Origin of the sequence: [Ruminococcus] torques ATCC 27756, assembly GCF_000153925.1 — a bacterium.
GTDB classification, from domain to species: domain Bacteria; phylum Bacillota; class Clostridia; order Lachnospirales; family Lachnospiraceae; genus Mediterraneibacter; species Mediterraneibacter torques.
Genome location: NZ_DS264345.1, coordinates 165,579 through 177,372, shown reverse-complemented (window position 1 = coordinate 177,372; position 11,794 = coordinate 165,579). Strand labels below are relative to the sequence as shown.

Here is an 11,794-nt window from a genome sequence, read left to right as displayed (position 1 = left end):
AATAATCAATTCGGAGGATTTAACATGAGTGATTTAACAGCTACTAACTGCGGATGCGGTTGCGAAAACGGAAACGGAATGTCTTCTTGCCTTTGGATCATCCTTCTTCTCGCCTGCTGCGGCGGATGCGGCAATATGAACAGCGGATGCGGAAACGGATGCGGCAATGACAGTTGTCTTTGGATCATCCTTCTTCTTCTCTTCTGCGGCGGCAACAGCTTCGGCGGCGGATGCGGATCCAACTGCGGATGCGGATGCTAATCTGAATTCCACCTCTGTCTCAAAAAGATGCGCGGTCTCTTCCGCGCATCTTTTCCTGTTTCTGTTTATATTTTATTTAATCCTTTTTCATATCTTTATTTGCCGTCCCTTTTTTGTTCTCACTGCTGCCTTTTGTCGCCTCGGCATTTTCTTCCAATTTTCGTCTCAACATACACTGTTCATCAATCTCATACACTGCATCCCCATCGATAATTAATTTTCTTGACATATTCATTTCCTTTCTTGTACCCATTCTTTACTATTTTATGAAATATTTTCTAAAAAGTAACATTCCCAAAATACATATTTCTATACAAAGTCACATATATATTTACAACTCTATACAGTGGAGCATTTTGGAAATGGATCAAGACCAAACGGAACGAATGACGCCTTTTGATGAACTTGTCACATCGCCTACACTTCAGATCATGAAGCTTCTCATCCCTTACACCCCATTTTCCGGACGCCGGATGCTCGCCTCATTTATCAAGTTTATTGAACTTCAAAGAACGATCCGGCTTTTCGGACAACGCAGCCTGGCAGATCCTTTTTCCACCGGAAACAGCGATCAAAACATAAGTTCTCCTTTCGATCTTATTGACAGTTTCCGGCCTTATCTGAACAAAAAAGATGCCGAAATGCTCGATACTTTGATTCAATTAAAAGAAATGATGTCTTTTATGGAAATGATGCAGCCGCAAGACGGTCAGGGAAACGATTCTTTTAATCCTGCCGACCTGTTCTCGGGCATATTTCCCGCAGATCTTCAAGAACAGTTCCATATGTACAGCGACCTGTTTTCATCCGTTTCGCAAAATCAAGAGCACGATGAGACAGATGCACAGCAAAAGAAAGAAAACGAACTTTAAAAAATATTTAAAATCATTTATAGAAAGGAATTACCAATATGAACGACTGGATGAATAATCCCGCAATGAAAAATATCGACCCTATAAAATTAGAACTGATCAAAACAGCCGCCTCCAAAACTTCCGGAAAATCCGGAAAAGAGTTGGCTCCTATTATGATGGCTCTCATCAGCGGAGCTAACAAACAGGGAATCCGTTTTACACCGGAGGAAATGACCTTGATCCTTGACATTTTAAAAGACGGAAAAAGCAAAGAAGAGCGGGAGCAGATCGATCGAACGATCAATATGACCTCCTCGCTCTTCCGAAAACACAACGGAAAGTAGACTCTATATTTTATTAAAAACCTTCTTCTTTTCGTCTCATCCTCATCTCACGCCGTTTCTCTGCCGCTTTCCATTCCGCGCGCTGCGCTTCTGTCTCTAAAATCAGACGGGGCACTTGCTTTGGTTTGTCGTCTTCATCTAACGCAACCATCGTAAAATACGCGCGGTTGATGGGACGGCGCATCCCATCTTCCATATGTTCCACATAAGTATCTACACGCACTTCCATAGATGTCGTGCCGACATATGTTACTTTTCCGACTATAACAACCATCTCGCCTTTATATGCGCCATGGATAAACCGAAGATTATCTACTGACGCAGTTATGACGTTCGCTCTCGTATGTCTCTTTGCCACCATTCCCGCTACTTCATCAAGCCACTGCATTAACATCCCGCCGAAAAGCCGGCCGGCTGCATTGAGATGATTTGGTCTGATAATGTGAACCGTCTCCACTCTGGAATCTTCTACTCTTTTTTCTTCTATCATCCTTTTCTCCTTCTTTTACACTTTTTTGTTTTCTTTTATATTTTTTTATTGCTTTTTTCATTGTGCAACAAAATGAATCTTAAACTGTTTTTCTTATTTACTCTGATTTCACGTAGCCAGTATATCATAATCATTTTAGAAAATCACCCCTGTATATTCCGTTTGACATCCGATACCCGATACACTATTATACAGACATATGATATACAAATAACCGCACAAAGGAGTACCTTATGCCCAACATAAAACTAACCCTTCAATACGACGGAACACGCTATTTAGGATGGACACGTCCTGCCGCAGACGGATACGCGAAAACGATTTCATATCGCATTTCTTCTGTTTTACAGAAAATGACCGGTGAAGACATCACTCTTTTTGCCGGCGCTAAAACAGCGCCCGGAGTCCACGCACTCTGTCAGACAGTCAACTTTCACACAGAGTCTCCTTTTTCCGATACATATTTTTTATCAAAGCTTAACGAATATCTTCCGAAAGATATTCACATCTTAAGTTCCGAAATTGTTTCTGATCGTTTCCGATCAGATTTAAACGCAGTCTCCAGAACTTATTTGTACCGCATCTGTACCGCCCCTGTCCAAAACATATTCACAAGAGCCTACACGGCAAATATACCGGAAATCATCTCGGAATCAGAAGTTGCCGCCATAAGAAAGGCGGCTGATTCTCTCGTCGGAGTCCATGATTTTCGTTCCCTTTCAGGAGTAAAAAAGAAAAAAGGAACAGTCAAAGAAATATTTGACATTTCCGTTTCCCACTCCAAAGAAACCGAAAACGACAGCTTTTCGCTTCTTACGATCAAAATCTGTGCAAATGATTTTCTGTACCTGATGCCGGAGCACATCATTGAATTTCTCAATAAAAAAGGGAGTGGATAAAGAAGTACGCTGCAATCCGGCAGGACTTCTCCTCCACTCCATTACCTATCCCGATTCATGTTCCGTTCCCTCTGCCGGGTCCAAGCAGGTTTAAAAAAGCATCGCAACTGTATGAACTGCGAATGCCGCAAGCCATGCGATCACACATTGGCCGATGACAACAAAAAACGCCCATTTTCCGCCAAGCTCCCGCTTGATCGATGCAACCGCAGCCACACAGGGAGTATACAACAGGCAAAATACGAGAAGCGCCGCAGCTCCTGCCGCCGTGATCGTTCCAAGAAGCGCTTCCGTAGTGCCGAACAACACCGTCAGCGTCGAGACAACACTTTCTTTTGCCATAAATCCGGTTACAAGCGCCGTCGATATACGCCAGTCCCCAAACCCAAGCGGTGCGAAAACCGGTGAAAGAGCTCCCGCGATCATTGCCAAAATACTGTCCTTTGAATCTGTCACCATATTCAGGCTTGTATCAAAGCTTTGCAAGAACCAGATCACGATCGTCGCCGCGAAAATAACCGTAAAAGCTCTCTGAAGAAAATCTTTCGCTTTTTCCCACAATAACTGTCCGACATTTTTCATTCCCGGAAGACGGTAATTCGGAAGTTCCATAACAAACGGAACAGGCTCCCCTTTAAACATCGTTCCTTTAAACAAAAGGGCCATGATAATTCCCATAACAATACCAAGAACATACAATCCGATCATCACAAGCGCGGCATAGTCCGGAAAAAATACAGCCGAAAAGAATGCATAGATCGGAAGCTTTGCCGTACAGCTCATAAACGGAGTCAGCAAAATCGTCATTTTCCTGTCTCTTTCCGACGGAAGCGTTCTGCTCGCCATCACCCCGGGAACGGTACATCCGAACCCGACCAGCATCGGCACGATACTTCTTCCCGACAATCCAAGCTTACGAAGCAGCTTATCCATAATAAAAGCTACTCTTGCCATATATCCGCTGTCTTCCAGCAAAGATAAGAAGAAAAACAATGTAACGATGATCGGCAGGAAACTAAGGACTCCTCCCACACCGTTAAAAATCCCGTCAATAACGAGGGAATGAACCGCCGTATTGACTCCCGCGGATGTCATCGCCTGATCTGTGATTTCTGTCAAGTATCCGATTCCCGTTTCCAAAAGCGACTGTAATCCCGCTCCGATCACGTTAAATGTCAGCCAGAATACAATTCCCATAATCGCGATAAAGGCCGGGATTCCCGTATATTTTCCCGTCAGTATGCGGTCGATCCGTTTACTCCTGAGACGCTCTTTACTCTCATGCGGTTTTACAACCGCCGTCTCACACACTTCCGTTATGTAAGAGAATCGCATATCGGCAACGGCTGAAGCTCTGTCAAAACCGCTCTCCTCTTCCGTCTGAACAACGATGTGCTCGAGCATTTCTTTTTCATTCCGGCTTAAATCCAATTTCTCGGTAATCTTTTTATCGCCTTCCATGATCTTGCTTGCCGCAAACCGAAGAGGGATTCCGGCTTTTTGTGCGTGATCATCGATCAAATGCATGACTGCATGAAGTCCTCTGTGGATCCCGCTTTCCGTATCCGCACAAAAATCCTGTTTTTGAGGACTTTCCTGATACTTTGCCACATGCACCGCATGTTTCACAAGCTCTTCGATTCCCTCTCCTTTGGCAGCGGAGATCGGTACAACCGGAACACCGAGAAACTCTTCCATTTCATTTACATGAACGCTTCCCCCGTTTTCCCTCAATTCATCCATCATGTTCAATGCAACGACCATAGGCATATCTAACTCCATCAACTGCATCGTTAAATAGAGATTCCTCTCCATATTCGTCGCATCGACGATATTAATGATTCCTTTCGGCTTTTCATTTAACAAAAATTCTCGTGTAACAATCTCCTCACTGCTGTAAGGAGACATAGAATAAATTCCCGGAAGGTCTGTGATTAATGTATTTTTGTACCCTTTGATCACGCCGTCCTTGCGGTCTACGGTAACGCCCGGAAAATTTCCGACATGCTGCGAAGCCCCTGTCAACTGATTAAACAACGTCGTCTTTCCGCAATTTTGGTTTCCTACCAGGGCAAACGTCAACGTCTCATCATCCTTAAGCGGATTTTCTGTTTCTTTCTTATGGTACTTTCCGCCTTCACCGTATCCGGGATGTGCAGAACGTTTCACCTTGTTCCGTCTTTCTTTCTCTTTTTCTTCTGACTTTATTTCTTTTACTTCTATTTTCTCTGCATCATCCAAACGGATCGTCAGCTCATACCCATGTATTTTCAACTCGATCGGATCGCCCATAGGCGCATATTTTACGACTGTCACTTCTGCGCCCCGTATCAATCCCATATCCAGAAAATGTTGTCTGAGTGCTCCGCTTCCTCCGACAGATAAGATAATTCCTTTCTGTCCGATGCCAAGTTCTTTCAATGTCATAATCTTCACTCCTCATCTTTTAGTAAGCGTCAACTAACATTATAACAGAAAAACCTTAAATTGCGAGATTTTTTTCAAATTATATAATTCGGAATAAGTTCTCATTTTATCTACATATTTTTATATTTTTTGTCACTTTTTAATAAACTTCTGGTATAATTAATCTATATATAACCGTATATAACCAACATATAAGTTTATGCAATGATCAAGAGGAACGTTTCATGAAAACATACAAAAAAAACAATACCGATTCGATCGGATCACTGTCTTTGTCCGATTCGATCTTATCAGGCGCAACTATCACATCACAGCCGGCAGGATACACATTTCCGCATCATCTGCACTCTACAATAGAGATTTATCGTATCATATCAGGCGAATGTCTTATGGATGTCCAGTCGGAAACACTTCACTGCACAAAAGGCGATTTTATTATGATACTGCCGAATATCGTTCACTCTTTTTATCTGAACAAAAAATCTGACTGTACGTTTAAACACGTCCACTTTGATCCCAACATGTTTTCAAATATTATTTTAGAAAACGAAGGCGTTTATCCGATCACATTAATGCATGCAGTTTTATTTTCTTCGCATTTTTATTACCGTTTCTCGGCAGACGACGTAATCGACAGTACATTAGACAAGCTGATCAGCCTTTATACCGACTCTGACGGTCTGTTTCCGGCAGCCAATATTAACATTTCTCTGATCAACTTAATGCTGTACATATTGGATCACACAAAACCGGCCCATCATTTTTCAAACCCGCAGCTCCAGAACAGTTATGTTGCTTACACGCTGAATTATATTGCGGAGCATTATACCGAGAAGATCATACAGGAAGATATTGCGTCACAGCTTCATATTTCTGTTCGCTATTTAAGCAAACTGTTCAAGGCGCATATCGGAATCACTCTCTCCAGCTATATTAACGTATACCGAATCAATCATTCGATCAGCCTGATGCAAAATACAAAACTGTCACTGACCGAAATAGCGCTGCAGTCCGGATTTACAAATTCCCAGCACTATTCTAAAGTATTTCGTGACTGTGTAAATACAACGCCGTCACAATATCGCAAGTCTATATAGATCCTCATATGCCCAAAAGGCATGTTTTGAAATACAAAACAGGGAGTGGTTCATTTTTGACCGCTCCCTGCATTCATATTATAAATATGATATCTTTTTAACGATTTTTATTCCTTTTGAACATTACAGCCACAGCCGCCGACGCTGATATAAGAAGCCCGATCATCCATACAAATACGTTTACATGATCTCCCGTCTGTACCGCACCCGGTTTTTCATTATTTTCCAGTGTCGAGTCTTCCTTCTGTTCTTCAGCTTTCAATGTCTTAAACGTCACTTTTTCTGATTTAACAGATTCATTTCCGGCTGCGTCTACCGCCGTCACTTCTACAAAATATGTAGTCTCTGCTTTCAGATTTGTCAATCCGCAAGATGCTTCTGTAAGAAGTTCTTTGTTCAATTTTACACCGTCAACATATACGTTGTATCCTGCCGCTTCTTTTCCGTCCGCCGCGTTCTTCCATGATGCTTTTGCGCTTGTCTCGGTAATTTCCGAAACTTTTACGTCGACCGGAGCTTTCAATTCCGGAGTCGGTTCGGGATCCGGTTTCTCCTGCTCTTTCAAGTCTTTGATTGCTTTTTCAAGCGCTGTGTTCGCATCATTTACTTTTGTCTGATCTGCTTTCGGATCACTGTTTACTTTCTGTGCGGCTGCCAAAGCTTCTTCAAGCGCTTTTAAAGACTCTTCCGTATACTTGTCTGTCTCGTTCAAAAGAGCGGATGCTCTTTCAATATTCGCCTTCAGCGCTTCTTTGTCAACAACAACTTTCTTTACTGTTGTAAATTCAACTTTTTCTGATTTTGCCGACTCTTCTCCGGCTGCGTCTACCGCCGTCACTTCTACAGAGTAAGTCGTTCCGTCTTTCAAGCTGCTTACGTTATATGTTGTCTCTGCAATAAGTTCTTCATTCACTTTTGTTCCGTCAACATATACGTTGTATCCTGCCGCTTCTTTTCCGTCCGCCGCATTCTTCCATGATACTTTTGCGCTTGTCTCGGTAACTTCCGAAACTTTCACGTCAACCGGAGCTTTCAATTCCGGAGTCGGTTCAGGTGCAGGTGTTCCGCCTTCGTTAAGATAAGTAATGATCGGTGTCACATGAACAGACGGCTTTGTAGGATTTCCGTTTGAAATTGCCGCAACACGGATATAATCTCCGCGTTTCACTTCAATCTTATCAAACGCTTTCCAGTCTTTTGCCTGAACTTTGCTCTGTTCAAGAATAACACTTTGCTTTTCTTCATCATTTACTAACAGTTTTAATGTTACTGTTCCGCCGCTGTTTCCGTTTTGTCTCAAATACGGCTCGTCATCTTTTACATGGAATGATACCATTCCGTCTTTCGGCACTCTATACGCCATAGCAGTAGAAATTCCTGTGCTCGGTGGAGCGGAAAGAAGACCGTGCGTTGCTTCTGTCGGTTTTGCGGAATGGCTTTGCTCGTCGATTCCCGGACCGTAGTATGTATTTACCATCCAGTTCGGATACTGACTGTCATACTCTTTTATCTCCGTCCACTCTCCTGATGCCGCTTTCTTCTGACCAAACCATACATTTCCCTGCTGCGGTCCTGCATAATCCAACGCCCAGTTATATGTATTTTTCTGCTTGATCGTGTAATCGTTCGTCTTACCGTCTTCCGCCGTGATCCTCATTGTCATGGCATCTGCGATATTTTCCTGATCTTTCAACGTTTTTTCACCGCTTACTACAGATACTTCCGCTGTTTCAGCCGCTTGAACATTTCCTTTCAGCTCGCCTGCCGTTGTCGGATTCTTCTCTGTAAACGGCACATAGATCGTTTTGTCTTTCACTTCATAATATGCAGACTTCAGTTTATTATCCGAACTTGCAACTACCGTATATACAACAGCCTCTTTTCCTTCACAGGAAACGGTTACTGTCATGCCGCCTTTAATGATATCTGCATTTTCCAACGGCTTGCCGTCTTTTGACTTAACAGTGATCGTCACTCCCGTATCTACAATCGAATCTTTGCAAAACTGTTCTACTGTTGTATTTTTCGGTATATCGCTGATCGTCTTTGATTCCTGATCGATTTGATAAACTACGGAACGAAGAACGAGATCTCCGATCACATCGCTTTCCGCAGCTCCGATTTCCGGCGTCGCCGTAACTGCATGTCCGAAGAAATCGTGATCGATTGAATAACCGTTACGGTCAATCACTACTTTTCCTTTATTGATCGCCGGCGAATTTTCCGCCAGTTTAAATCCATCAAAAACGGTTATTTCCGTCGGATCTTCATGCCGTCTTGCCTGTTTGTTTTCTGCAGCTTTTACCGGACCTGACGCTGCGTCTGCAAGAACCGGAGTTCCTTTTTCCACTTTCACAGCAGCCTTATCATCCGGATAAGAACTTACATTATAAAACAGATTGTTGGAATAAACTTTATTATTACGCGGATTCCAGTTTGTAATCTGCGCCGGCTGCTCTCCGTCAAAATAGAAAATATTGTTTTCCATCGTAACCGGGCCGGAATCTCTGTACCAGATCGACCGGATTCCTTCTTTGATCACAAATGTGTTATTGTACACCTGTGTATTTCCTGCGTTTCCTGCCGGATCAAGCGGTCCCATATCTTCATGTACGCTGATGTTATAACGGAACGTATTATTGATCGATTCGCCTCCGCAGAACATAATCGTACTTGCCGTATTTCCGTGGCTGTAATTATATTGATAATTTGTACCGTCTCCATAATCTGCATCCCACGGCTGTCCGTCTCCGTTTCCTTTTGAGGCATTTAACGTCTTAAAACATTCATTATATTGGAACACCGCATTTTTACATTTCCACGGCCAGATACCTGCCGCGACTCTTCCTCCTGTATGCGTCTTTCCGTTTGGATTTCCGTTTGCGTCAAGCTGTGGCTGCGGATCTGTATAATCTGTCGTATTAATCTGAGCCGCCGCATTTTCCGATACATTATACTGGATGACCGGTCTGTCGATATACATTGTCGTGATCGCGTCTCCGCCGACATTATTCAAATAATTGTTCTGGATCACAACGTCTGAGGACGCGTATGTTTTCATCGTCTCATCACTTAAAGCGCCGCCGTTGAATTTTGCCCATTCATATGTATATCCGACCGCAATTCCCCAACGGTTTACCGTATCAAGATAGCAGTTTTGTATCGTCACATCATTATATCTGGCAATTCCCGTCGCGCTCTCGTTCTCCGGCTTTTCAACAATAAAATAAATACCGCCGTTTGTCATATGTTTATTGTAAACATTGCCTGTCACATCATGGATATACAGATCGTTCAATACGATATGGTCAACCGTTCCTTTGTTTTTTGCAACTCCGGCAACGCCTGTCCTGTCCATGCATTCCGCGTCATTGTATTTATAATTTTTATCTTTCTCTGCATCTGTTGCGGAATCCCGGTCATTTGTAATCTCCAGTCCTTCGATTTCGATATATTCTACATCTTTCAGCAAAATAGACGAAGATACTGTTCCGTGCCACTTATGGTTCTGATTGTCAAGTTTGTGCCCGTAATTTAATTCCCATTGTCCATGACCGTTTGTATTGATCTGAGGACGTCCGTCTTTCTCATCCCCATATGTAGAAATTTTAATAGGAGCGTTTTCACTTCCGCTTCCTTTAATATGAAGCGCCTGATCCTCAAACACCGATCCGTTTTTCAAAAGAACTCGGTCTCCCGCTCCGAGCGTAAGATCATTTACTTTGTTCAGTGTCTGAAATGCTTTTCCTTCAGAAAGTCCGTCGTTTGTATCTTTTCCGTTTTCAGAATCGACATAATACGTCTTTCCCTGACTGTTTTCTTCTGCCTGCACCGCCTCTGTCGGCATCATCGATCCGACAGTCGTTCCGACAAGCAAGAGCGCGAGCATTCCGCTCACCCATTTCTTCTTCATACTTTTCTCCTTCCCACCTGATACAATCTCCAAAGCGCCTCTTTATATTCCCGGTCATATGCCGGCGCCGCCTTGACTGTTATCGTTTTAAATGATCCAAAGTAAAACGATCAACTGCTTCCAAATCACCGCTTACTTCTAAATCTTCTGTCATCTGAGCGATCATGGCATCATATTTTTTCTCACGCAGTTCTCTCTCAACCGCAATGCGCGCAGTTTCCAAATCAGCCTTTTCCCCGTCGTCTTGAAAAACCCATTCTCCCTGACTGTAATATTCGGCTACTTCTTCTTCGGTCAGATCCATTCCTTTTCTGTCAGTATCATTACAGTAAATTTCTTTATACATACTGATCTCATACTGCATATAAAGGTCAAACGTGTATTCTTTCAGACCGTAGATGACTTCTCCGTCTTCTACCTTTTTCTGCCTTTTTGCATTTTCCTGCTTCCACCGTTTTTCAATCGCCGCAAAGCTTCCGTCGGATACATCGCCGTATTCTTCCGCCAGATCATACACCGCATGAATATACTTGATCTTTTCCACCGTGTGATCCGCTAAAATCTCATATCCATATTGTCCTTCATAGCTTTGCTCCCAAAAATCTTCACCGTACAAAGCGTCATACCGCTTTTGGATCTCCATCTTCACATCATATTTTACAAGATCCATACAAAGCTGATATTCCTTTGATCCAACTTTTTCTTCTCCGATTTTCAGATCGAAACGATTCTTTCGGTAAACCGCACTCGCCGCCGTAAATATAACCGCCGCCGAAAGCGCTCCGGCCACTGCCGCGCCGATCCAAAAATGTCTGCCGAATTTCCGTCTGTCTGCTGAGAAATGCTGATTTTCATTTTTCATAATGTCTGTCTCCCTGCAAATGAACAGCTTTAAATTATCATAACAATTCCCTGTTATTTCTTCTCGTTCATTTTTGCATATTCATCAAGTCTTTTTATCTAATTCGGAACTACGCCTCTTTTCTGTACCCGTTTTATTATATACGCCCCGACAAGCCCTGATACGATTCCGACGATGATCCCGCCCAAAATATCCGTCGGATAATGAACGTACAGATACATTCTGGAAAACGCAATCAAAACAGCCACAGCACAGCTTATTTTCCAAAGTTTCTTCTCTCCTGCAAAATACAGCGCCGCAACCGCTGTAAACGATGCCGCCGTATGTCCCGAAGGAAAAGAAAAATCTTTCGGCGCCGTGATCAGCAGCGAAATCCCTTCTTTTACATCAAACGGGCGCGTGCGGGCAAATATATTTTTCAAGATCCCGTTGCATAACACAAGATCGACAATAAGCGCAGCCGCAACGATCGCCCCGCTTTTTCTCGTCTTCGGAAATGCCAGCAGAACAGCCGCCAGTATAATCCACAGAGCGCCCGCGTCTCCAAGATGTGTGACCGCTTTCATAATTTCGTTTAAAATCGGCGTCTGCAGCGTCTGCAGCCAATCTAAAAATTGTAATTCAAATACCATTTGTTTCTTCCTCCG

At 43.1% G+C, this 11,794-nt stretch carries 11 protein-coding genes; 5 read left to right on the top strand and 6 right to left on the bottom strand.

Annotated features, from left to right (window positions below; genetic code table 11):
- Nucleotides 1-24 precede the first annotated feature (24 nt).
- Entirely contained in the window at nt 25-261 is a 237-nt protein-coding gene (locus RUMTOR_RS02010) for a hypothetical protein (protein ID WP_004845376.1), read from the top strand.
- A gap of 76 nt (nt 262-337) precedes the next feature.
- On the opposite strand, the gene RUMTOR_RS12985 is transcribed toward RUMTOR_RS02010, so the two are convergent.
- Nucleotides 338-490, bottom strand: a complete 153-nt coding sequence (locus RUMTOR_RS12985) for a hypothetical protein (protein WP_162776426.1) — start codon at nt 488-490, stop codon at nt 338-340.
- Between the two features lie 133 nt (nt 491-623).
- On the opposite strand from RUMTOR_RS12985, the gene RUMTOR_RS02005 reads away from it, so the two are divergent.
- Nucleotides 624-1,133 (top strand): hypothetical protein, encoded by a 510-nt coding sequence (locus tag RUMTOR_RS02005; protein WP_009243157.1) that lies wholly within the window; start codon nt 624-626, stop codon nt 1,131-1,133.
- 38 nt (nt 1,134-1,171) lie between these two features.
- Nucleotides 1,172-1,459: a hypothetical protein gene (locus RUMTOR_RS02000; RefSeq protein ID WP_004845371.1), complete on the top strand. Its 288-nt coding sequence runs from the start codon at nt 1,172-1,174 to the stop codon at nt 1,457-1,459.
- Nucleotides 1,460-1,472: 13 nt separating this feature from the next.
- Here RUMTOR_RS02000 and RUMTOR_RS01995 read toward each other — a convergent pair whose 3' ends face one another.
- The gene (locus tag RUMTOR_RS01995) at nt 1,473-1,949 is read right to left on the bottom strand and encodes an acyl-CoA thioesterase (protein WP_004845370.1); all 477 of its coding nucleotides are present in this window, start codon (nt 1,947-1,949) and stop codon (nt 1,473-1,475) included.
- A 233-nt stretch (nt 1,950-2,182) separates the two neighbouring features.
- Between RUMTOR_RS01995 and RUMTOR_RS01990 the strand changes: the two genes are divergently transcribed.
- Nucleotides 2,183-2,848, top strand: a complete 666-nt coding sequence (locus tag RUMTOR_RS01990; protein WP_004845369.1) for a tRNA pseudouridine synthase A — start codon at nt 2,183-2,185, stop codon at nt 2,846-2,848.
- Nucleotides 2,849-2,938: 90 nt separating this feature from the next.
- Here RUMTOR_RS01990 and feoB read toward each other — a convergent pair whose 3' ends face one another.
- Nucleotides 2,939-5,275, bottom strand: a complete 2,337-nt coding sequence (gene feoB / locus RUMTOR_RS01985; RefSeq protein ID WP_004845368.1) for a ferrous iron transport protein B — start codon at nt 5,273-5,275, stop codon at nt 2,939-2,941.
- A gap of 224 nt (nt 5,276-5,499) precedes the next feature.
- Between feoB and RUMTOR_RS01980 the strand changes: the two genes are divergently transcribed.
- Entirely contained in the window at nt 5,500-6,372 is an 873-nt protein-coding gene (locus RUMTOR_RS01980; RefSeq protein ID WP_009319901.1) for a helix-turn-helix transcriptional regulator, read from the top strand.
- Between the two features lie 97 nt (nt 6,373-6,469).
- Here RUMTOR_RS01980 and RUMTOR_RS01975 read toward each other — a convergent pair whose 3' ends face one another.
- The 3 genes from RUMTOR_RS01975 to RUMTOR_RS01965 all read right to left on the bottom strand — a co-directional run bounded on the left by RUMTOR_RS01975 (nt 6,470) and on the right by RUMTOR_RS01965 (nt 11,779).
- Nucleotides 6,470-10,285 (bottom strand): fibronectin type III domain-containing protein, encoded by a 3,816-nt coding sequence (locus RUMTOR_RS01975; RefSeq protein WP_004845365.1) that lies wholly within the window; start codon nt 10,283-10,285, stop codon nt 6,470-6,472.
- Between the two features lie 79 nt (nt 10,286-10,364).
- Nucleotides 10,365-11,147, bottom strand: a complete 783-nt coding sequence (locus tag RUMTOR_RS01970) for a hypothetical protein (RefSeq protein ID WP_004845363.1) — start codon at nt 11,145-11,147, stop codon at nt 10,365-10,367.
- A 98-nt stretch (nt 11,148-11,245) separates the two neighbouring features.
- Nucleotides 11,246-11,779 (bottom strand): phosphatase PAP2 family protein, encoded by a 534-nt coding sequence (locus RUMTOR_RS01965; protein WP_004845362.1) that lies wholly within the window; start codon nt 11,777-11,779, stop codon nt 11,246-11,248.
- Nucleotides 11,780-11,794 lie beyond the last annotated feature (15 nt).

What these genes read in the sequence shown, in the direction of transcription:
- RUMTOR_RS02010 (WP_004845376.1), top strand. Translation starts at nt 25, where the DNA reads ATGAGTGATTTAACAGCTACTAACTGCGGATGCGGTTGCGAAAACGGA.
- RUMTOR_RS12985 (WP_162776426.1), bottom strand. Translation starts at nt 490, where the DNA reads ATGTCAAGAAAATTAATTATCGATGGGGATGCAGTGTATGAGATTGAT.
- RUMTOR_RS02005 (WP_009243157.1), top strand. Translation starts at nt 624, where the DNA reads ATGGATCAAGACCAAACGGAACGAATGACGCCTTTTGATGAACTTGTC.
- RUMTOR_RS02000 (WP_004845371.1), top strand. Translation starts at nt 1,172, where the DNA reads ATGAACGACTGGATGAATAATCCCGCAATGAAAAATATCGACCCTATA.
- RUMTOR_RS01995 (WP_004845370.1), bottom strand. Translation starts at nt 1,949, where the DNA reads ATGATAGAAGAAAAAAGAGTAGAAGATTCCAGAGTGGAGACGGTTCAC.
- RUMTOR_RS01990 (WP_004845369.1), top strand. Translation starts at nt 2,183, where the DNA reads ATGCCCAACATAAAACTAACCCTTCAATACGACGGAACACGCTATTTA.
- feoB (WP_004845368.1), bottom strand. Translation starts at nt 5,275, where the DNA reads ATGACATTGAAAGAACTTGGCATCGGACAGAAAGGAATTATCTTATCT.
- RUMTOR_RS01980 (WP_009319901.1), top strand. Translation starts at nt 5,500, where the DNA reads ATGAAAACATACAAAAAAAACAATACCGATTCGATCGGATCACTGTCT.
- RUMTOR_RS01975 (WP_004845365.1), bottom strand. Translation starts at nt 10,285, where the DNA reads ATGAAGAAGAAATGGGTGAGCGGAATGCTCGCGCTCTTGCTTGTCGGA.
- RUMTOR_RS01970 (WP_004845363.1), bottom strand. Translation starts at nt 11,147, where the DNA reads ATGAAAAATGAAAATCAGCATTTCTCAGCAGACAGACGGAAATTCGGC.
- RUMTOR_RS01965 (WP_004845362.1), bottom strand. Translation starts at nt 11,779, where the DNA reads ATGGTATTTGAATTACAATTTTTAGATTGGCTGCAGACGCTGCAGACG.